This window comes from Paenibacillus sp. FSL P4-0338 (assembly GCF_038002365.1).
Taxonomy (GTDB): Bacteria; Bacillota; Bacilli; order Paenibacillales; family Paenibacillaceae; genus Paenibacillus_AQ.
Map to the genome: position 1 here is coordinate 4170120 of NZ_JBBOCG010000001.1, position 24225 is coordinate 4194344.

Genomic DNA, 24225 nt, shown 5'->3' on the forward strand with positions numbered 1-24225 from the left:
GATGTAAGCACTCAATTACCAAGCAACCGACAATCACTTAGATCTTAGACATTGCGAATATAAAAAGAACTGTCTCTGTGTTGTAAGATACACAGAGACAGTTCTTTTTTACCGGCGTTGATTACCCATATTAAAGGAACCAAAATACCTAGATGATCTTTCGCCTGAGCAGATTAAATGGAACGGGCCACCAGATGGACCCGCATTACAGCAAAGGGGGGTGCGGACTTTTCATCTTGAAACATATTGCTCTTTGTCTACACCTGCGCATATCCTGATGTATATATACTTTGCTGTTCAGGTGTTACAGAAACATATTGACTATTAAAAAGATCATGATAGACCCCTTTTCTAGCCAACAGCTCATGATGACTGCCTTGTTCAATAACCGTTCCCTTATCAATCACCAGGATCATGTCAGCATTCCGGATTGTAGATAATCTGTGGGCGATGACAAAGCTGGTCCTTCCCTTCATCAAAGTATTCATTGCTTTCTGTACATAAATCTCTGTACGGGTGTCCACGCTACTGGTCGCCTCATCCATGATTAGAATGGGCGGGCGGGTAAGAAAAGCCCGGGCGATGGTCAACAGTTGCTTCTGCCCCTGGGATAAATTCGAGGCTGCTTCATTAATCACAGTATCATAGCCATCCGGTAAGGTCCTGATAAAATGATCTGCGTGAGCTGCCTCCGCCGCTTGGACTACTTCTGCTAACGTACAATCCGGGCGGCCATACGCGATATTGTCCCTGATTGTTCCATAAAATAACCAGATATCCTGAAGAACCACGCCGAACATCCTTCGTAAATCAGCCTTCTGCATATCTCTGATGTCCACGCCATCAATCCGGATTTCTCCATGTTCCATTTCATAGAACCGCATCAGCAGATTGATTAACGTAGTTTTTCCGGCTCCGGTTGGACCTACAATCGCAACAGTGCTCCCCGGTTCCACCTGAAAATCAACATGCCGCAACAGTGTCTCTCCCTCATCATATGCAAAACTGACATCGCGGCAGCTAACCCGCCCCTGGGGGTTCTCAAGTGCAACTGCCTGTGAAGCATCCAGGTCTTCCCACTCTTCCGGAGCATCCAATACCTCAAAAATCCGTTCAGCGGATGCTACCGCAGACTGAAAACTATTCATAATATTGGAAATTTGATTGATGGGGCGGGAGAATTGCTTAGAGTACTGAATGAACGCTTGAATATCCCCTATCTTGATTCTTCCATCAACAACAAAAATCCCGCCTAGAACGCACACTACAATATATCCGATATTATTGATGAAATCCATTAATGGCATCATGAAGCCGGTAATAAACTGCGACTTCACACCTGCTTCACATAGTCTGCCATCGAACTTCATGAACTTCTCTTCTGCTTCTTGTTCCAGACCGTAAGCCTGTACAACAGTTAGACCTGAATACACTTCCTCAATATGTCCGCTAAGCCCGCCCGCCGCTCTGCGCTGTGCGATAAAATAAGGCTGTGACCGTCCCGCCAGGAACTTGATTGACAAGATACTTAAGGGAATTGTTATTATTGTTATTATTGTTAATATAGGACTGATTAAGAGCATCATCGTCAGCACACCCGCGATGAGAAGGACAGCGGATATCAGTTGAGTAAGATTCTGCTGCAGGGCGATACCGATGGTATCAGCATCACTAATTACCCGGTTTAACAATTCGCCGTGGGGATGTGAATCAAAAAATTTCAGGGGCAAGCTGGCCAGCTTCCGGTTCAAATCTTCTCTTAATTGAAAAATAACTTTTTGTGAGATTTTCACCATAACATGCTGCTGCAGATAAGAGAAGGCAGCACTAATCAGATAGATGATCAGCAGAATGAACAGAATATTTCCGAATGCAGCAAAATTAATGGTGGTCCCGGAGGAACCCTCCAGTCTCCCGTATATCCCTTCTGCCAGAATATTGATGCCTTCCCCCATTATTTTAGGGCTAAGTATACTGAATAGTGTACTGGCTACAGTCATGAGGCATACTGTTAGTACCTGCCATTTAAAGCGCTCCAGATATCGCAGTATTCTTTTGAGAGTAACTCTATAGCTTTTGACCTTTTCCTTGGGATGACCTATGGAGCCTACTGGATTTAGGCCTCTCATGGATTTATTCATTAATGAGGTTTTATCCTCCTTGCTCATGCTGATTCCTCCCCCGGAAGCTGTGAGGAGACAATTTCCTTATAAGTCACACAGGTATTAAGCAGCTCTGTATGTGTCCCCATGCCAACAATACAGCCCTGATCCATAACAAGAATGATATCTGCATCAATCACTGTACTTACTCTCTGGGCAACAACGATTACTGTGGCTGCCAATGTTTCATTCTTAAGTGCAGTCCTCAAATGAAGGTCTGTAGTGAAATCAAGCGCGGAGAAGCTGTCATCCAGTATATAAATATCCGGTCTGCGGACCAGCGCGCGGGCTATGGCAAGCCGCTGCTTCTGGCCGCCGGACAGATTCGTCCCGCCCTGCGTTATTTCTGCATCATAGCCGCCTTCCATACTTAGGATAAATTCGTGAGCCTGTGCCTTCTCCGCAGCCTTCCGGATCTCCTCCCGGCTTGCCGCCCTATTGCCGACACTAATATTATCAGCAACTGTACCCCTGAAGAGAACATTCTCTTGCGGAACCACGCCTAATCTGGCTCTAAGGATCTGTAATGGCATCTCCTTGATATCTGTACCATCCAATAGAATACTTCCCTCCTGTACATCGTAAAAGCGGGGGATGAGATTTATTAAGGTAGATTTCCCGGAGCCGGTACCTCCAATAATAGCCACGGTCTTGCCCGGTTCCGCCCGGAAGGAAACATTCCGTATAGCTGGCCGCTCTGCCCCCGGGTAGCTAAAGCTGACGTTCCGGAATTCAATGCTGCCTGCGCCGTGTTCATCATTGCGGCGCTGACGTTTATCCATAATGTCCGGACTAATGGCAAGAACCTCCTGAATTCGTTCTGCCGAAGCTTTAGCCCTTGGCATTGCTGAGAACATCATTGATACAAACACAATGCAGATAATGATCTGCATCATGTATTGGACGTAGGCCATTAAATCCCCAATTTGCATACTCCCGCTGCCGGTAAACAGCCCTCCGTACCAGAGAGCTGCCAAAGTAGCTACATTCATAATCAACATCATCAGTGGCATAACCAGCGCTATCGTCAGGTTAGCTTTTATAGATATTACCGTCAGATCTTTGCCCGCTGCATGAAGTTTTTCGGTCTGTCCCTCCATCTGATGAAATGCGCGGATCACCCTGACCCCCTTCAGGTTCTCCCGGACAATCATGTTTAACCGGTCTAGCTTATCCTGCATGGTCTTAAAAAAACGCATACTGTTCTTCCCGATCACAACCGTACATAGTCCGAGAATAGGCAGGACTGCCAGAAAAATCAGAGAAAGCTTTGCGTTTTTGGAAACGGCCATAAGGATGCTTCCGATCAAAATCATCGGAACAATGATCATCCGCAGCATTGCTGTGAAGATCTGCTGAAACTGCGTAATATCATTAGTTGTACGGTTAACAAGGGAAGCTGTCCCCATACGATCCAGCTCGCTCAGCGAAAAGCTTCGTACTTTGGCAAACACAGCCTTACGCAGAGAACTCCCGTACCCTACAGTAACCTTCGCAGAGATGTAACTGGTCAAAGCAATAACCACTGCATTGAATAGAGCAACCAGGATCATATACTCCCCGATTTCCAGAATATAGTGGACATCTTTTTTTAAGATTCCCTTATTCACTATCTCTGACATCAAGGTTGGCAAGTAGACCTCTGCCATAGCCTGACAACAAGCTAATATGAAAATCAAACCGAGATAGACCCGATAAGGCTTCAAAAATCTTAACAATTTGGCCAACTTCCAGACCTCCCGCTATACAGACTTTGGCTTACCGGACTGCACATTCAATTATTGAATATTTACTTGGGGTTTGTCTGACGCTCAAGATATCCAGACCGGCTTCGTTAGCCAGCTTACCCAGTTCATCCAGAGTACGGACACTTCCGCCTTCGGAGCAGACCAGAAATAATAGATCACGGAACGCCTCTTCGGGAGACATCCCCTCTTTGTCCGGAAGATTCTCAATAATAATCAGCCTTGTTCCGCTTGTCATAACCTTACGGATATTTGCAAGAATACTGACGACATGCTCGTCATCCCAGTCATTCAGCACCTTGCTGATCATATACAGACTGCCGCCGGAAGGGATCTGCTCAAACATGCTGCCTGAAACAAATGCACAACGTTCTCCGGTATCTGCCATACCGGCATTCATTCTGGCTCTTTCTATCGTGTCAGGAAGATCGAATAGGACCCCTTTGGATTCTGGAGCCGATTGCAGCACTCCTGAAATCAGCTGGCCCAGCCCTCCAGCCACGTCTACGATGACATCATATTGATCGAACGGGTACGAAGCCAGCAAGGCCGGAAGACTCATTCTGGAGTAGATTTCCATAGCCTTGTCCATGGTTTGCAAATAATCATCTTTCATCTCATGATTTCCATACCATTGCTCCCCGAAGACCTTCTCAAATGCAGGTCTGCCTGTTTGGATGCTGTACTTCATCTCAGCCATTGACTGTACTACAGTCTCATGGAGCAGATATTTCACAAGCGGCTCAAGAGACCTTGGTTTCCCGGTGAGAAGGGTGGCTCCATACTCCGTAACTTGATAGCTCCCGTCTTCGTCATGAGTCACCAGGCTTACTGACTGCAATGCCTTTAACAGCCTGGACAAGGCCGGAGCATTTAGAGAAAGAGATTCAGCTATAGCATTCACTGTCTTTTTCCCGTTGTTAATTGCATCGAACACACCTAGTTCCACTGCAGTTTTGACGGCAAGAGAAAAACCTACGCCGGAGACAATCTGCATAACTGCAGCCTGTGGAAAGATTTTGTTCACGGGCTGTTCACTTTTAATTGTATTAGTCATTGTAAAGACCTCCATTTGTTGTGATTAGCGGTTTGGCAGCTGCTTTTTGCAGATACACCATGTATTGCTGCAGCAGAGCATGTACAGTCTCCCGGGTGTATTGCTGATGATTATATTCGATGCCCACAGTCAATTGGTTCATTTTTATAAAGCTGATGAATTTAAGTTTATAATTCCAGACCTCTTCTCCGCTCCGCTCCTCCCCACCAGTTATAGGCGATATCCTGAAGATGTCTGTATTAAACTCCGCATCAAATTGTCCCATATAGTTAAATGACAGTTCAGGATTCAAGCGGAATTGCAGCCCTTCCTGAGGACTGCTCAGATATTTCAAGACCCCATGCCCTCCTCCTTGCTTAGGAATTCCTCCCAGGTACTCTCTGACATACTCCAGACATGAACCAATATTTCTGTCCTCCGGAAGTTGCAGGGCCACAGGGTAGAGGGTTGAGAACCGGCCTACAGTTCTGAGAATATCAATATCTTTACTGTTCAAATCACGGCCATGATTGCCCAAGTTCACCACAACCTCCAGATTACCTGTCCAATCACAGATCGTCATGGCCAGAGCTGTCAGCATGACACTTTCTGTTGTGAACTTCCGGTTGCCCCGGATGGATGACATGATTTGTTCCGTTTCTGTGAAATCGAAGGCTTGGTATAAGGTGAAATTATCTTTTACTCTGGCTTCATCTGTTTCATAATCGGTAGGCAGCGGTGTAACCTCTACACTCTCTACCTGATTCCAATATGGCTTCTCACAGAGCAAGTCTGTACTGTGCGCATACTCATGCAGCTGATTGGACCACTGCAGAAATGATGCTGTTTTAGGAGGCAGCCTGATATCCTCCTGATTTATTAATTGTCTGTAGACTGTATCCAAGTCTTCCAGAACAATTCTCCAAGACAGGTGGTCGATGATCATCTGGTGAACAACAATTAACAGATGTTCACCGTCTTTGGCTTTAATTAAGGCCAGCTTGACCAATGGCCCTTTCTCCAAATCCATACTGGCCTGTACTTGGTTCACTGCAGCCTTTGCATCCTCAATGGAGGAATGCGATTCTGCAAGATCTATCCGATAGAAATCAAACAATTCTTCCTCGGACCCCCGGTTGTACTGCAGCTTGTGACGGTTATGATCTTTGAATACCATCCTGAGGGCATCATGGTGCTTGATGAGCTCAGTAAAACTCTTCTTGATATACTCTTCGCCGAAGCCGGCCTCCCTATAGAGCACAAAAGAAAGATTTCTATGATGCAGAGTATCTTTACAGTGTTCAATCATCCAGCTTTGGATAGGCACTAGTGCGGCTTCCCCAGTTACTGCTCCGTATTCGGCAGGATCCGCCCGGTCCTGTACCTTTTTGGAAACCTCACTAATGGTCTGATACTGAAAGAGATATTTCGCTTCAAGCCTCAAATTGTACTTTTCCATCCTGGCTGCAGCCTGGATGGCCTTGATGGAATCACCACCTGACCCAAAAAAATTATCATTGATTCCAATCCGCCGAAGTTCCAGCACCTCGGACCAGACTGTGCATAATATCTCTTCAACATGATTTCTCGGGGCGGCATATCCCTCAGCATAATCTCTTGTTTCCTGCAGATCCGGCAGCCGGGAGGTATCGACCTTGCCGTTGACAGTCACCGGAATCTGATCTATGGGTATAATCGCTTGAGGGATCATATAATCAGGCAGGTAATCCTTAAGATATTGGTTAAGCTCCGGCAGAATCTGCCCATCCCTGCACACAACATATGCACAAAGATAGGGTTCCTCCCGCTGGTCCTTTTTAACTGCAACAACTGCCTGCTGTACTCCATCACAGGAAAGCAATCTATGCCTGATCTCATCCAGTTCAATACGGAATCCCCTGATTTTCACTTGATCGTCGGCTCTTCCAGCGAAATAGATTTGCCCGTCCTCCATCCATCTTCCTATATCTCCAGTTTTGTACATGTACCTTCCTGGCGTACAGAAATCTTCAACAAAACGGATGTCCGTTAACTCCTTATTATTACTGTATCCTCTTCCAACCCCTTGGCCGCCGATGTAGAGCTCTCCAAGGACTCCTGTTGGCACAAGCCTCTTTTGCTCATCAAGGATATAGACTGAACAGTTTTTGATAGGAGAACCAATCGGCAGGGTCTGTAGTTCTCTCAATTCCTCTGGCTTAATTGTGAAGGCCGTGGCATCCACACAACATTCGGTGGGGCCATAAACATTCGTTATATAAGGACGGCTGTAACCGCCATAATTGTTGTAGAACCGCTCTACCTCTGTTAAGGACAGCGCCTCACCGCCGATAATGAAATGCGAAACCCCCATCCGTCCGCACAGAGACGTCTCTGACAGCAGACGTATATACGCCGGGGTCCCATCCGATATATCAATGTTATGCTGCTTGTAATATTCCGTTAGCTGAATGATATCCTGGCGTACCCCTCCGGGTACAATATTCAGATGATGCCCTTGAAGAAGCGCTGAAAAGATCTGCTTCACGGATGCATCAAATGCAAAGGGGGCAAGCAGAGCCACATTAAGGTGCGGACCATGCAGACTGTAAACTTTCTCATGAAGTGCATCTACAAGGTTTGTTACGCTTCTGTGCTCGATCATCACTCCCTTAGGTTGTCCGGTAGAGCCAGAGGTGTAAATTACATAAGCCAGGCTATCAGGAGATGCTTGTATTTCAAGATTTCCATTCTCCCCGGAGCAGACTTCCGCTTCTTCAAGACATACTTCCTTAATTCCATGCTCCAGCTCCTTCCGGTGAACTTTATCGGTAAGGACAATACAGGCCCCGCTATCCTCCAGCATAAATCGTTTTCTGTCGGGGGGATAAGCAGGCTCAATGGGCAAGTAAGCCCCGCCAGCCTTCAATATCCCCATAATCCCTACTGCAAAATTTGTACTGCGTTCTGCGATAATACCTACTACTCTATCCTTACACACTCCGTTTCCGATAAGCACTCTGGCCAGTTGGTTAGCCCGTTCATTCAACTCACGGTAATTTAATGAGCCGTCAATCCCGGATACAGCCAATTGGTCCGGAACCCTTGCTGCTTGCCCCTCGAATTCTTCAGTTAACGTCTTGGCATTGTACGGGGCTGACATTCCTGACTGGCTATAACTTCTTATGCTCCGCAGCTCGTCCCCGTCCAGCATATCAATCTCACCAATAAGAATATTCTCCAGCGAAACAACATGCTCCAGAATCTGCAGGAACCGTGTGGCAAACCTTGCAATGGTACCGGGCTTGAATAATTTGGCAGCATAAGTGAATTCAAATTTAAGCTCGTCCCGGCCCGGAAAGGCCTGCAGCACAAGATCAAATTTAGCTGTTTTATTCTCAAAGGGATACGGCGCATATTTCATACCATTGACTTCAATGGCCGGGTTATCCATCACTTGAAGAACAAACATGACATTGAACAAGGCTGTTCCGTTTAGATTTCTACCCATATTCAATTGATCTACCAATTCCTCAAACGGATAATCCTGATGCTCGTATGCCTGCAGCGCCTTCTCCTTAACCCCGGCAAGGAAGTCTCTGAATGCCATTTGAGCAGATGGACGGTTCCTGAGAGCAAGTGTATTGACAAACATTCCTATCAACTGCTCCAGCTCCTTGTGCTTCCGGCCGGCAATAGGAGAACCCACAATGATATCCTCTTGACCCGTATGCTTGAACAGGAATACATTGAAGGCTGCCAGCAAAGTCATAAACAGGGTAGTCTTTTCCTTGGAGCAATATTTACTTAACCGTTGCGTCAGATCCCTGCTTGCCTTAAAAGTTAACCGCTCCCCCTGCACTCCCTGCTCGCTGTCTCTGGGATAATCATACGGCAAATTAAGTGTGGGAATTTCACCGGAAAAGGTATTTATCCAATACTTCTTTTGCTTATTCATGTAGTCTGTCTTAAATAATTCATTCTGCCATTTTGCAAAATCTTTATATTGAACATTCAATTCCGGCAGCGGGTTATTCTCATACAAATAGATGATCTCTTTCTGCAGCAGCGGAATCGAAGCCCCGTCAGCAATGATATGCTGTACATCAAGCATCAAGAGATGCTTGCCTTTGTGAAGTTCAACCAACCCCGCCCGGACCAGGGGAGCCTGGCTTAGATCAAACGGACGGATAAATGCTCTGGTGATTGCATTCAATTCCGTTTCGTCTTCTGCACGATATTTTTCAATCGCCAGATGAACATGATCCTCTACTACCTGGACAAGCTGCTTATCCGCGAAGCTAAAAGAAGTTCTCAATACTTCATGCCGCTGGATAAGCAAATCAAGTGAGCGTTCGAGGCGCTCTTGATCCAGTTCACCTTCAATCATTATAAAATGCGGAATATTATACGAGGTGCTCAAGGTGTTCAGCTGGTTCAGAATGTAGATTCTCTTCTGGGAGGAAGACACCTCGTAGTATTGTGCTTCCGGGATACGTGGTATTTCCGGATTCCCGCGCGTATCTTTATTGCTCTCAGCACGGCAATCGATATAGGACGCCAGTCTTTGTATATTGGAGTGCTCGAATAAATCCGGCACCTGCAAACTGAGATCCAGAATTGTATTAAGAGTATTTACAATTTCTATGGCAATAATTGAATCTCCGCCGATCTCATAGAAGTCTGCCGTTATAGACATCGGGTTCATTCCCAGGGCTGCTCCCCAAATCTGGCCGAGACTGATCTCCGTTTCAGAATATTGGCTGCTGGCTCTGCCTTCAAGCTGTATGCCTGCCGCTGCAGCCTCAAGGCTATTTTGCCATGTGATTGGATGCACACTTGGTTCTGCTGCTCTTCTACTTTCCATACTGATCCAGTGTCTTTCCTTCAGGAACGGGTAGAGCGGAACACTGGTTTTTTTCCTCTGTTCTCCTTCATATAAGCTCTCCCAGTCCACCTCTCCCCCTTTTTCATACAGGCTGCAGATCTCATTCAATATACTCATTTCTGTTTTGCCGCCTCTTGTGTAAGCCTCAACCTTTTGCCGGGCGGTATTTTTCAATTCACGTTCCTCCGCAGGAGAGAGCCTTCTGGGATTCAGGAAATGGAGGCTATCACTCAGTTTGTTCAATTCCCTTTTCAATTCAGCCTTGTCCTTAACCTTCAGGCATATCCTATACTCACAATGCTTCCTTCCGGTATTTGCTGTGTAACAAAGGCTGGACAGATCGAATAGATCCTTATCCAGAAAGTGAATATAATTTTCAATTAATTTCTCGAGTGATTTTGTATTCTTGGCAGACAGTGTCAGTACCTCAACCGGTTGACCAGGCTGGGCATCTGCCGCTTGCCCCGGTGCTTCCTCCAGCACAACATGGCAATTGGTTCCGCTGAATCCAAAAGAACTGACACCGGCTCTTCTTGGCCCCGCTCCGCTCTCCCACACAGCTGCCCGATCACTCACATATACAGGAGAATTGCTGAAATGAATCAGCGGATTGGGCTCATGGAAATTAATGCTGGGGGGAATTACTCCCTCTTTAATCGCCAGAATTGCTTTAATCAAGGAAGCAATTCCTGATGCTGCCACGGTATGGCCAATATTGGGTTTTACTGAACCGATGCCGCAGAACTGCTTTTTAGTTGTATATTTTTTAAAAGCATTGGTTATTCCTTTGATCTCTATAGGATCTCCCAGAATGGTTCCGGTACCATGAGTTTCAATATATCCAATGGTTTCCGGGTCTATTTTGGCATTCTCCCAGGCTCTGACAATCAGTCCCGTTTGAGCTTCCGCATTCGGAGCTGTTATTCCATTGGAGGCCCCGTCATTGTTAATGGCACTCCCCTTGATTACTGCGTAAATCTGATCCCCATCCTCCACAGCCCGGTCTAGAGGCTTTAAAACGAGTGCAGAGATCCCTTCTCCCCACATAGTGCCTCCCGCATTTTTATCAAAAATACTGATCTGGCCATTGCCTGCTTCAATTTCATTCATCATCCCCGTTTGCTGCGGCAGGAGAAACAGATTGACCCCGCCGGCAATGGCCATACTGCACTCTTCATTCTTCAGCGCGTTACAGGCAAGATGAACGGACACCAGCCCTGAAGAACAGGCCGTATCAACAACAAGACTCGGGCCTTTGAGATTGAAGATATAAGAGGTTCTGCTTGCAAGAATCCCGGGGTAGGTGCCTGTCATTGCAATCATATCCGCATCCTTGATGAAAGAGGCATAGGAGATCTTCAGTTCCCCGCTGTGGTCATGACCTACGTACATGCCTGTATTAGACCCGTATATTTTGGGGCCGGCATACCCCGCATCCTCAATAGCATGATACACTGTCTCCAGGAACAGACGCTGCTTCGGGTCCATAAGCATCGCTTCCCGGGGTGATATTCTAAAAAAGCCCGCATCAAACTTATCAATCTCCTCTATGAACCCTGCCTGGAAGTAGGCTTCCTTCCCGGCATCGTTCATCAGCGGGTCCAGATCCGCCTTTCTGCCATGGGGCAGATCTCTGATGCACTTCATCGAATTCAAAATATTGCTCCAATACTCCTGTGTGTTATCTGCATCAGAGAATTTGCAGGCCATCCCGATCACAGCAATGTCATTGCTGCCCTTCTTCTCTTTTTGGGTTAACAGCTTCAATACCTTCAGCGCCATCTCGCTGTCCATGCTTTGAGCTTTAACCTGCTCCAGGATATATTTTTTGATGATAGAGGCATCATCCACGGTTGCTCACCCCAAGGGAAGACTCTCCAATCGTCGTAGAGAACGGCTGTCCATTTTCCGTACAAAGAACCTGCACCAAATTCCGCGCCTGCAGCACCACACTCGGCAATCCTCCGCCTACCTGCGTCCAATGCCCAACCATATAAAAATTCGCCAGTCCGGGCAAAGACCGTTTCAGCTTCTTCTCCTGCACAATGTTATCCATATGCTTCTCCCATCCCATCCAACTGCCATTCCGGTTACTTGTATATCTGGTAATGGTACAAGGTGTTGAAACATCCACTACTTCAATATGCTCTTTTATGTTTCCGAGCCGTTCTTCCAGCAGCCCGATAATCTCATCAGCTACGGCTTTCTTTTGCTCATCATAATGGTGCGGATTCGTTTCCTTCAGATGTTCCCAATACCCCATGGGAGTCTTCGCATAGACTACGACGCTCGTTTTGCCCTTTGGCGCGAAGTCCGGGTGTTTATTGAATATTTTCACGAATATATTATCCGTCTTGGCATCACCATTTGCATTCAGCGGCTTGTCCAGCTCCAGGCTCATATAGTGCGGCATATCATCAAATGTCCGTGATATCCCCAGCCCTACATAGATCTGCGCAGTTTTGGTACTGAAATTCTCATAGCAATATCTCAGATCATCGTCTGCGTATTTCCCCTCCAGCATTTCAAAAATAGTGCTGAAGCCGTCAGCGGCCGAAATCACCTGATCTGCGGGGTAGATTCTCCCGTTATCCAATTCAACACCTGTTGCCGCACCCTCATCAACAATGATCCGTGAAACTCTGGAATGATATTGAATCTTCCCTCCAAGCTCCAGATATCTTTGCTCAATGATTTTAGAGAGGTGCAAAGAACTTTCTACCGGATAACCTGATGCCTTAGCATGAACCCAGCCCATAGTAGCCATGAAATAAGCAACGGCCGTATCCGCATTAAACCAGAATATTTTGCGGTAATTCGTTCGTACAAATTCACTTTTGAATTGCTGGGCAAAGTCCTTAATCGTCACACCGCCCCACTTCTTCATTACTTCCATATACTCGCCAGCTTTGGCTTTGAAGGCTTGAAAGTCAGTAAGATCGAACAACTCAGGCGCTTTATCAATTCTCAAATCAACGTTTGAGATTATTTTGATTGCATCGGTCAGGGTCTTTATTATTGCTGCATCTTCGGGTGCGATTCTAAGAAATTCCTGCTCCAGCTTATCTGCATCAGCATACAACGTAAATTGTGTCCCGTCCTTGAAATTAACTACAGCAAATTCCTCATCATTAACAAACGTCATGTTCTGGATCACATTCAATTCACTCCAGAATTTGTGAAAGGTATTGTTGGGGCCTGAGCCTACCAGCCAGCTTAGACAGCCGTCAAAAAAATACCCCTTCCTTGTCCACCCGGTGCACAATCCGCCCGGCAGCGCTCCTGCCTCCATAATCAGGGTGTCATACCCGTTCATCTGTAAGTAACATCCCGCAGCAAGTCCGGCGATTCCCGCTCCAATAATGATAGTTTTCTGATTGTCCATTGTTTCTCCCTCTTTCGGCAAATTATTAGAAATCCGTTTTTCAGCTTTCCAGAATTTTCAGGCCATCAATAATATCTATCGTTCCTTTTTGCAGGTTCTCAATTAAATCTTTCAGTTCCTGGTCCGCTGGTTCGGCAGCAGGCTCTGCTTTCCCCCTCGCGGGCATATTGTTTTTCCGGGTTTCCCGGTCAATGTATTCGGCCAGCTCTACCACTGATGAATAGGTGAAAATGTCAGAGATATCAACGACATCAGGATACTGTGTGTCGATCAGCTTCAGTAATTGAGTCGCCATTATTGAGTCTCCTCCCATAGCATTGAAGCTTTCATACAGATCAAGTTCGTGTCTGTCAAGAATTGAAGAATACATCTGTGCAATATTCTTCTCGGTTTCAGAGTAGTCAGCGCCTTTTCCTTTGAGAACAACGTCCCCTGCCGCCTTTCTTTCGGCGCCTTCTGCAGCTGCTATTCCGGCTGTCCCCACATCCCTCAGCTGGTCTCTGACCGCTGCTGATAAAGCAAACGGCAATTGGTCTTGAGCGGCAGCCAGCACCGGACAGTTCAGTCGGCCCGGAATCGCTTGGGCGATATCTCCTGCTGCCATTCTGTCCATAAGCTTCAGTGCTTCTTTTACCGGTAACATGTGAAATACAGATAAATCGCCGTTAATTCCATAATCGGCTGCAATTCCCACCTCGCCCCACGCCGGCCAATTGACGGATGTTGTACGCGCATCTCTTTTATTACGTGAATAGGAGAAGGAATCCAGGTAAGCATTGGCAGCAGTATAATCCCCTTGCCCGGAGCCTCCAAAGACCGCATTAATGGATGAGAAGAGCATAAAGAAGTCCAGATTTTCCTCTTTTGTTGCCTGATCCAACACCCATGTACCGGTTATTTTGGGGCTGACTACCTCTTTAAATACGGCCTCGGGCTTTCTGAAGATAAAACCGTCGCCTGCCACACCTGCACAGTGGAAAATGCCCTGGATACTACCGTATTTCATTTTTAGCTCCTGAACCACTTCATTGACCTGATCCGGGTCGGTAATGTCACAACTGTAGCAATATACACCTGAACCTGATTCTTTTATCTCATTTATCGTTTTGAGCTTGCTGGACAGCTTATGTTCAGGATTCTCCTGAATCATTTGCTCCCACAGCTCTGCTTCCGGCAGCTTCGAACGGTTAATCAAGGCAATATGGACGGAGCTCTTCCCGGCCAGATATTTGGCAATTTCTAATCCTATACCACCTGTACCGCCTGTAATGATATAGACCCCGTTCTCCTTAATCTCCAGTTCTTTCTCTTCCTGATTCTCTGGCTTATACAGATCCAGTTCAGAGGTGTATCGCTTCCCGTTTCTGAAGGCAACCTGATACTTGGGTTCAATCCGCTGAATCTCTCCAATGATCTGCTCTGCCGGAGTCTCGTTATCTACATCAACCGCTCTGCAATGAATGTTCTTGGACTCTTGAGTAAGTACAGAACCCAGACCGAATAATGCCGCCCCCAGGGAATTGATCTTTTTCTCTTGTCCTGTCACTTCCGTAGCATGATCAGAGACCAAGACTACATCAATATTCTCTTTAATCTTGTTGCTGCTGATACTTTTGGCTAAAAAGAACAAGCTGTACAAACTCCGGTTCTGCTGGTCCTCCAATTCCTTATAAGTAGCCGCCTCACCCGCGATCGAGGACAAATGAAGAATTTGCCTGATATTACGGCCCTTGAGCTCATTCATCAGATTAATGTAATCATTCTCCGTCCCACGGATAATGTAATGATTAGAGGTGAGCCTTTGAAAGACTTCTCCGAATTCAATCTGAATCGTATTCATAGGTTCATGCTGCAATTTCCCGGCAAGCTTCTCATATACTCCTTGCTTATCTTTAAATACCAGCAATGCTCCTTCACAGTCTCTGCGGCCTTGATCTGCAGGTTCATCCGGTATCCAATTTAAATGATAGAAGCTGCTGTCCAGCTGTTCATTGTCTTTAAAAAGGGTCATCAACCGATTGACCTTTTTAAGTACATAGTCCTTAATTTCCATAAAAATCTTGCCTTGCATATCTATTAATTGAAGATCGCATGTCTTAGTTTCCTTGTTACCTGATTTTTTGTGTACATAAGCGTAGAAATGCTGCGGCATCGCAGAATAAATTTTAATATTTTTATAGGAGAGCGGGAGAAACGTACTATCATCATCGTCCTCTCCAATAAATACATTTGCCGCATTATCCAGCAGGGAGGGATGAATAATCAACTCCTTCAGATCTCCCTTAAAGGCTTCCGACAATTCCAGCTCTACTAATTGTTCATTATTATCCATAAGGATTTCTTTAAAATTCAGCCAACGCGGACCAAAAGAGAACACTTTACTGTTTAAGCTGGAGCCTTCATATTTAACTTTAATGCGTTCCTTTTTGCTGTCATTCCAGGCAGTGTTCAGATCGAACGTTAAGGGCTGTGCATCCGGAGAAGTTCCGCTGAAAAGATAGGCTTTTCCTTCCGCATGAGTAGTCCATTTCCCCTGGTCTGCACTGGCAATAATGAAGCGGGCATGGTCCTTTTCCTTCTTTACAATGGTATGTACCAGCTTGTCTTCTGTTGGCCCTACCGAGAACGGTGTAAAAAAGAAGATATCTCTTAATTCAAGAAAATCCGTGCCGTACAGTTGCGAACATGCCTTTCTTCCCATCTCCAGATAGGTCGTTCCGGGAATCACGCTTACCCCCATAATTTTGTGGTCACTGAGCACCCAATGCGAGTTCACGCTGAATGTTGTAGCATAGATGGTTTCATCCAGAGAATCTGCCATACAGTGGTCGATCAGAGGATGGCTGATACTTTTGGCCGCTGACTCCATTCCGGATCTTCTATCTTTCACTTCACCCCAATACATCACTCTATCGAATTGATATGTGGGTAACGATACGATTCTTCTTTTACCGTCCCGGTACATCAAGTTCCAGTCAATTTTCGCCCCTTTTACATATAACTTGCAGATCTCTGCCAGATTCAGAATCAGATAGTCGCTTCGGTCTTGGATAACCTCTTCCATAAGATGACTAGCTTGGCTACTCAGCTCCCTATGTTCTGAAAGTGTAATTTCTCCTTGATCCCTGATAGGCTTCCGGTCAGATCCGATTTTATGGAAATCATAGAATACACCCTTACCTGAAAGATCACTTAATCTGCTGGAGGACAGCGTGCTGATTTTTTGTTTAAGTTCTTCATAGCTGTGCACAATCAAGGCTAGCCGGTAGGCGTAATGGCCTCTTCCAGTTGTAGCCGTATAACAAATGTTATTCAGGCTGGTTTCCGACCCCTGTCTGAAGAATTCCTCATACCGGTTAATCAGTTGGAGTAAGGATGCCTCTGACTTCGCGGATACTGCAAATATTTCATACCCGGGAACTGCAGCCTCCCCATGCTGCTCTTGATCCGGGGCTTCTTCTACAACAACGTGGGCATTCGTCCCCACAAAACCAAACGAATTAATTCCTGCTCTTCTAGGCTGAACCCCTTTGGGCCAAGGCAACGGCTTCTCCGTAACAAACATCGGTGACTTAATGAAATTAATTAGCGGATTAGGCTCTTTGAAATGAATACTTGAAGGAATTACATGATGCTTCATGGATAAGACTACCTTGATTAGAGACGCCAGACCTGATACAGCCACTGTATGGCCAATATTTGCTTTAACCGATCCTATACCGCAGAACTGGACTTTATCGGTATGTTTAGCAAAGGCATTGCTAAGCCCTTTAATCTCTATGGGGTCGCCCAGCTTGGTTCCGGTTCCATGGGCTTCAATATATTGAATGGTCTCAGGGTCAATCCGGGCATCCTCCCAAGCCTTTAGGAGAACCTCCTCCTGGGCTACCGCATTAGGTGCAGTCAGTCCGTTGGAAGCCCCGTCATTGTTCACTGCACTTCCCTTAATAACAGCGTAGATATGATCTCCATCCTGCTGAGCTTTGGTTAAAGGCTTGAGAATCACCGCGGCCACACCGTCACTAAAAAAAGTGCCGTCTGCATGTTTATCAAAGGTCTTCACCCGGTCATCCTGGGATTCCATCATAGATTTGCGGGCTGCACGGAATCGCGGGAAGATGCCCAAAGAGATCGCACTGACAATAGCCATCTCACATTCTTTGTTCTTCAGAGCTTTGCAGGCCAAGTGTACACCCAGTAATCCGGAACTGCATGCAGAGTCCAGCACCATAGAATTCCCTTTCAAATTTAACAGGTAATTAATCCGTCCTGCCATTAATCCCGGCCAGTTTCCTGTCATGCTTGTGGATTCATCTTCGGTGACATAGCGATATAAAGTATCATTCACATGATCCTTACCGACATACAGTGAGGTGCGGCTGCCATATATTTTATCTCCGGCATAACCGGCATCTTCTATAGCGGTCCAGACGCTCTCCAGCAACACTCTATGGGACGGATCCATCGTTTTAGCTTCTTTGGGGGAGATGTTAAACAACTCGGCATCAAACTTATCGACATCTTCCAGATACCCGCCCAGATTACAATCCTCTGCTTCTTCCTCTGTAAAAAACCTCCCTCCCATAAATTCCGCATAAGCTCTATTATTTACAATAGGTTTGATATGCTCGAGCATTCTTTTTGGAAATTCAACCTTACAATCTAACTCTTCCATCAGATTATTCCAGTACTCATCGGTGTTACTTGCCTTAGGCAGCCTGCACGAAATACCTATAATTGCGATATCTTCCCTCTGTACTCCTTCACTTTTCAGTTCCTTAAGTATCTGTTTTGCTTCTTCTTGTGTTAGCTTATGCTGCTTGACCTGCTCAAAGATATAGGTTTGAACCACACTCATTAGCTGCTCACTCCCACTATTGTTTTTGACCGGAATATAACAATTGGTTGGCTTCACTTACCTCCAGTTCACCGGAAGCCAGCTTACTCAGAATACCGTCAAGTTCTGTCTCTGTTTCCTTCTCATTGGTCAGCGGTTGAACATCATTAGCAGCCTGACTTCTCTTGTCTTCCATTCTGCTATGAATATAATGAGACATTTCGGTGATCGACGGGTAGGTGAATAGATCAGAGATATCAATCAATGATGGAAATACGTGACTGATTTCTTTAACTAAATATATCGCTGATATAGAATCCCCCCCCAGATCATAGAATTTATCGGCAACATTGATTTCTTCCAGACCGAGTACCTTGACCCATGCCTTCACAACGGCATCTTCAATTCTGCTATAATCCTTGAACTCCATTCCAGCCGGAGACCCTGCGGCCTGTCTCGGAGTCTTAGGCAGGAATTTTTCAATTATTGCAGTTATTTCCGGCGATATGCTAAATGCAATCTGATCCTTGTGCAGCCCTAAGACCTTATGATCCAGTTCGCCAATAATGACATTTGAAATATCTTTGTTCAGAACCGCATCCAGGGCATCAATCGCCTCTTGCGTACCGATATTTTTGAATCCCTGCTCGTTCTGCTCTTCCTGGGCCCTTCCCATTTTTCCAATCTTATCCTTGTAATCAACCAGCATCCCAATGTCTTTCCAGCCGCACCAATTGATTGTAAGTGTTTTGTGTCCGGGCTTAGATAGTTTCCTATATTCAGAATACGAATCGAGGTATGCATTAGCTGCCGTGTAATCGGCCTGTCCCATGCTTCCGTTCATTGAATTGATGGATGAGAACATCACCATAAAGTCCAGTCTGTCCTCAGCAGTCAGTTTATCCAAGATCCAAGTCCCTTGAATTTTGGGTCTGGTCACACGGCCAAAAACTTCCTTCTCTTTATTAAATATAAATCCCTCTCCGGCAACACCGGCACAGTGTATGATGCCGTTAATCCTCCCATACCGTTGCCTTACTTGCACCAGCACACTCTGCATATCCGTTATATCTGCTACATCCACTTTATAGAAGGCTATATTTGAACCGTTCGCTTTAATTTGATTCAGAACCATTGTCTTATATTGATTCTTCTCCCTCGAATCTTCCCGGTCTGACAAGCCGGAACGGCCAATTAAGATCAGATTCACCTTTTCTAATGAAGTGAGGTACTTGGCCACCTCCAGCCCCAATCCGCCCAGCCCCCCGGTAATCATATAGACACCGTCTCTTTTAATCTCCACTTCCTGATCCGGCAGTGCCGGGAGATGAACGGCTTGCAGCTCCTGCACATAAGGAACTCCGGCTCTATAACCTACAAGCTCCACCTGTTTGTTAGTTTTGATCTCACAGATGCAATCGGCGGAACTGGTCCCTTTATCAATATCTATACATCTTACATTCAACTTTGCAGATTCTTTTCCCAGTACTTTCCCCAGACCCAGTAAGGCAGCCTGATGCGGGTGAACCACTGTCTCTGAACCGTTGATCCGATAGGCGCGGTCTGTAAATAATAGAAGCTCTACCGGATAGTTTGTATATTTCACTATAGATTTGGATAAATGAAACAAACTATCCAGCCCAAGCTTAAGATTAGACTCAAGATTCTGAAGATCATCGTCTGAGGCCTGGTCATGGATCGCCATCAGATGAGCAATTTGACTCATTCTTTGCGATTTAATCGCATCAAGTAGCTTATCGTAATCCTCTTGCTGCCCGCCTATGCTATATTTTTGCGCATCCAGTTCAGAGAAGCCCTGTCCGGGCACAGCTTCGATTACCCTCCGCCCCTCCCGGCGCAAAGACTCTATAATCTCACCTGCCAATTGATTCTGATTATGAAACAACAGGATACCCTCACCGTTCTTATCGCGGCTGAGCAGTTTGTACTCCTTCTTCTGTACCCAATTGAGCTTATGATAGAGATGCTCTTTTTCCATTGGTATCTCAATCGTTTTAGAGCTGTGAACCTTTTTAACGATATAGCTGGTGATCTCCCCAAACACCTCTCCGTCTTCATTCAGAAGCAGCAGATCAAATTTCCCGGTTTCATTATTCTCCGTTTTTTGCCTTGTGATATAGCTGTAGAATTTTTGGGGTGTAGGTCCAAAGATTCTAAATTCTTTGTAATAGTAAGGAAGGTAAGTATCTTCATTTATCGTAAAAGTACCTGCATTTACTGCACAATCCATCATGGCAGGATGCAAATAGTAATGCTCCAAATCCTTCTCATATTCTGCTTGGATCTCCAGTTCGCACAATATTCCTTCCGGATTTCTATAGATGGCATTGGTGCATTTCCAGCGTCCGCCCACATGGATGATGCTTTCTGGACGGTTGACATCCTCCACATATTCAACAGAAGTATAATTTGACTCCTCAATCACCGGCCAGCCTTGGTTACGGCGGACAGCATACACTGAATCATAACTTTGTTTGAGAAGCCCGATGTTATAAGATGTCCGCGGCTGCCTTGCTCCGCTGCTAATCCAGGCCTCAGCATGTTTCGTCCACTCTTCTGTCGAAGCCCCCTTACTGATGACTGTGAATTTCAAAGTGTCACCTTCAATATTAACAATAGTATGAATCTCCCTGACCTCATCCTTCCCCACCTTCAAGAGTTGCAAAAAACTTACGTCTCTCAGAATAATCTCGCAGCCATCGCCGAAATGTCTTATTCCAATTTCCCGAGCCATATCCAAATATGTCGTACCCGGAATGACATAAGCATTGCCGACTTGATGCTCATTGAGAACCCACAAGTTCTGAACCTTCAAATAGGAAATATAGACTTGCAAATTAAATGACTGAACAGCTAATTCCTGCAGCAGAGGGTGAATAGTTCCTGCAGCCGCTTCCGCTCTGCACGGCTTCTCCAGCTCTACCCACAATCTTTTCGGTTCAAAGGCGTACGTAGGCAAACTTACCTTTCTGCAATCAAGCTCACGGTAGAGCTCCTCAAAGTCTATATCTGCACCATTGCAATACGCCTGGCACAACACGCGCAAATCTTCTGTAGAGCTATGGAACAATCCCGCTATGCCCCCGTTGCCAGCCATACGTTTCCCTGAAAGCTTTACTTTCCGGTCCAACCTCCGATAATATATATCTTCATCTCTGCAGGTTTCTGCTCCGCTGCCAGCCAGCAGCTTAAGCTTACGGATCAGTTCTTCGGCAGACGAGATTATCATTGCGATTCTGCATTGATTAGCAAGTCTTCCGGTATTGACGGTGTAACAAAGGTCACTGATCCTTAAATCTTGTCCTCTATCGAGAAAATCAATATAACTCAAGATCAGTCTCTCCAGCGATGCCTCAGACTGGGCAGAAATAGTAAACACATGATTTCCCGCCGCCGTTTCTTTGCCCGCATCCAACTCGGGGGGGCCCTCAAGAACGACATGGGCATTTGTACCACTGAGTGCGAAGCTGCTGATTCCGCATCTATACACTCCGCCATAGCCTTTCCAGTCGCTAATCCGGTCATTTACGTACACCGGTGAGCTGCTGAATTGGATATTACGGTTGGGGAATTTGAAATGCAGGCTGGGCGGTATTTTTTTATACTGTATCGCCATAACCGCCTTCATCAATCCAGCCAATCCAGCCAGACTGTCCAGATGACCGATATTAGTTTTCAAGGAGCCGATAGCGCAGAACTGCTTACGGTCTGTGAAACGGCTGAAGGCCCGCTGTATAGCATGAACCTCGATAGGATCTCCCAGTTTAGTGCCTGTTCCATGCGCTTCCCAATATGTAATCGTCCGGGGATCCACATGCGCCTGTCTCCAGGCTTCTACAATCACATTTTCCTGTGCAGTCATATTCGGTGCTGTAATTCCCACAGAACTGCCGTCTTGATTGACGGCACTCCCTTTAATCACTGCATAAATATGATCCCGGTCCCGGATTGCCTTGTGCAGCGGTTTAATCAGAATTGAAGCAACACCTTCCCCGCTGTTAGTCCCATCAGCCTGGTCATCAAAAGTCCTGATCTTTGAGTCCGACGAGCTGATCCCAATGCCCATTTTGTTCTCCTCTTCCGTTTTAGGGAAGATCTTAATATTCACCCCGCCGACCAACGCAGCTTCACATTCATTATTCTTAATAGCTTGGCAAGCTACATGCAGTGCAACCAGAGAGGAAGAACAAGCGGTATCTATTATCATAGATGGACCTTGGAGATCCAGGATATATGCTAATCTGCTGGCTATGAAAGACTTGATGTTCCCTGCAGTTGACAAACCGATCAGTGATGGGTCTCCTTGCTCTATTAACTTGAAATATTCATTGCTGCCATCACTGCTTAGGCCCACATAAATTCCTGTCTTGGTTCCACTTAGTTGTCCGCCACTGTAACCGGCGTCTTCCAAAGTACTCCAGGCTGATTCCAGAAACAGTCTCTGCCTGGGGTCCATCAGCTTAGCTTCATTGGGAAGTATTCCAAAAAAACTGCAGTCAAACTTGTCGATTTCCTCCATGTACGCAATTTTTGTATAATTAATATTTTCGTGCTGAGACTTCTCCCCACTGAATTCCAGGTACCGGTCAGCATCTGCCTTCCTGCTCAGCGGAAGCTCTCTGATACACTCTTTCCCATTCAGGAGCACATCCCAAAAGGATTTTAAATTATGAGCCTCTCCAAATCTGCCGGACATGCCAATAATCGCAATGTCATTCTCAGCTCTCTCTCTCTCCTCAGTTTCAGGGCCGCTGGCTGTGAAAGCTGAAGCTTTCAAATCCTTTAAGCTAATAAAACCATCTCTCATTTTCTCACCTCGTTATATGCGGAATTGTGACCTGCCGGGTTGTCTGTGTTATACACTGAAATTTTCAAAGTATTGTTGGGTGTTCGTCTCCTGAAACAACTGGTTAAACCTTTCGCTTCTCTCTTTCATCGGAGTTTTCTTCGTTTGGAAGACAGATCTCAGCATATCTACTGCCTGATACATTTGTTCTACTGTAGGTTGTTTCCCCGTTTCCTCCAGTTCAGCCTGAAGCTTCGAAATCCGTTCATATGGCTCAATAACGCCATGGAAATATTCATCGTTATCCCAATTATTATTTTTGGTCGCCACAGAAATTCCAAGGCTGCGGGAGATTAGAGAGAATGTCCTTGATGTATTATGGTCTCCTTTCGCTGCTGGAACGGGCCCCTTGTTTATTTCGCTAAGATCTTCCGGTTTGTCATAGCTGTAAGCAGTGATCCCCGTTGTGTTGTTTCTAATCAGATTTCTTAATGTGGCTTTGGGACCAAATTCAATGGCCGTCTCCACCCCGTTCTGTTCTAAATATTTCATTGTTGCATACCAGTTCACCGGATTCACGATCTGCTGTGTGAGAGTTCCTTTGATCTGTTGTTCATCCTTATACGGCAGCGCGGTCACATTGGATATCACCTGATACTTAGGCGGATTGAAATTATAATTGCCTAATTCATAGTTCAACTTTTTGGCCGCCGGTTCCATGATTGGAGAGTGGAACGCGGCACTGACATTAAGCTTAAAGATTTGCGCGCCTTGATTCTTTAGGATTTCAATAAGACATTCAACCGCTTGAGCCTCTCCTGAGACCACAATGTCTTTATTTCCGTTGTAATTGGAAATACATATCGTCATGCCGCGGGAAGAGAGTGTTCTGCATTCCCGCTCAATAACGCTTTCTTCCACCTCCCTGATTGCCGCCATAGCCCCTGTTCCAGATTCTGCAGCTTCTTTCATGTACAAGCCCCTGGCTCTGACCAGCTTGACGGCATCTGCAAATTCAATTGCTCCTGCGGCTGCCAGAGCTGTATATTCACCTAAGCTATGACCGGCTAAATAATAGGGCCGTTCATCAGCTTCCATCATATAGACCCGGTACTGGGCGATACTAAGTGCCAGTATGGCTGGCTGGGTATTCTCTGTCTGGGACAACTCACTTGAACTGCCTTCAAAAGAGAGCCTGCCCAGATCAAATCCCAAAACCTCACTTGCTTCAGCATAGGTTTTTTTAACAATATCAAAGGTATCGTAAAGGCTTTTGCCCATGCCCACGTACTGGGAACCCTGGCCTGAGAAGAGAAACGCTATTTTCGACATTATATTTTCTCCAATCTGTTTAAAATTTTTTTGATATGAGAAACTTTTCACATT

The 24225-nt window shown here is 45.8% G+C and carries 8 protein-coding genes; all 8 read right to left on the reverse strand.

All coding sequences use genetic code 11. From position 1 onward, the window contains the following. Positions 1-257: 257 nt before the first annotated feature. Genes MKZ07_RS18335 through fabD form a run of 8 tightly spaced genes read right to left on the reverse strand, consistent with a single transcriptional unit; the run spans position 258 to position 24171 of the window. Positions 258-2168 (reverse strand): ABC transporter ATP-binding protein, encoded by a 1911-nt coding sequence (locus MKZ07_RS18335; RefSeq protein WP_341027020.1) that lies wholly within the window; start codon positions 2166-2168, stop codon positions 258-260. Further along, the gene (locus MKZ07_RS18340) at positions 2165-3889 is read right to left on the reverse strand and encodes an ABC transporter ATP-binding protein (RefSeq protein ID WP_341027023.1); all 1725 of its coding nucleotides are present in this window, start codon (positions 3887-3889) and stop codon (positions 2165-2167) included. The genes MKZ07_RS18335 and MKZ07_RS18340 overlap by 4 nt, the downstream gene beginning before the upstream one ends. A 31-nt stretch (positions 3890-3920) precedes the next feature. Beyond that, on the reverse strand, positions 3921-4964 hold the full coding sequence (locus MKZ07_RS18345; RefSeq protein WP_036700419.1) for a methyltransferase: 1044 nt from the start codon (positions 4962-4964) through the stop codon (positions 3921-3923). Next, a complete protein-coding gene (locus tag MKZ07_RS18350; protein ID WP_341027025.1) occupies positions 4957-11661 on the reverse strand; it encodes a type I polyketide synthase in 6705 nt (2234 codons plus the stop codon). Before MKZ07_RS18350 ends, MKZ07_RS18345 begins: the two co-directional genes overlap by 8 nt. Further along, a complete protein-coding gene (locus tag MKZ07_RS18355; RefSeq protein WP_341027028.1) occupies positions 11654-13195 on the reverse strand; it encodes a phytoene desaturase family protein in 1542 nt (513 codons plus the stop codon). Before MKZ07_RS18355 ends, MKZ07_RS18350 begins: the two co-directional genes overlap by 8 nt. A gap of 40 nt (positions 13196-13235) precedes the next feature. Then, a complete protein-coding gene (locus MKZ07_RS18360; RefSeq protein ID WP_341027031.1) occupies positions 13236-18053 on the reverse strand; it encodes a type I polyketide synthase in 4818 nt (1605 codons plus the stop codon). Between the two features lie 16 nt (positions 18054-18069). Next, positions 18070-22860, reverse strand: a complete 4791-nt coding sequence (locus tag MKZ07_RS18365) for a type I polyketide synthase (protein WP_341027034.1) — start codon at positions 22858-22860, stop codon at positions 18070-18072. A 48-nt stretch (positions 22861-22908) separates the two neighbouring features. Then, positions 22909-24171 carry an ACP S-malonyltransferase gene (gene fabD, locus MKZ07_RS18370; protein ID WP_341027037.1) on the reverse strand — a complete coding sequence of 421 codons (1263 nt, stop codon included), beginning with the start codon at positions 24169-24171 and terminating at the stop codon, positions 22909-22911. Between the last annotated feature and the right edge of the window lie 54 nt (positions 24172-24225).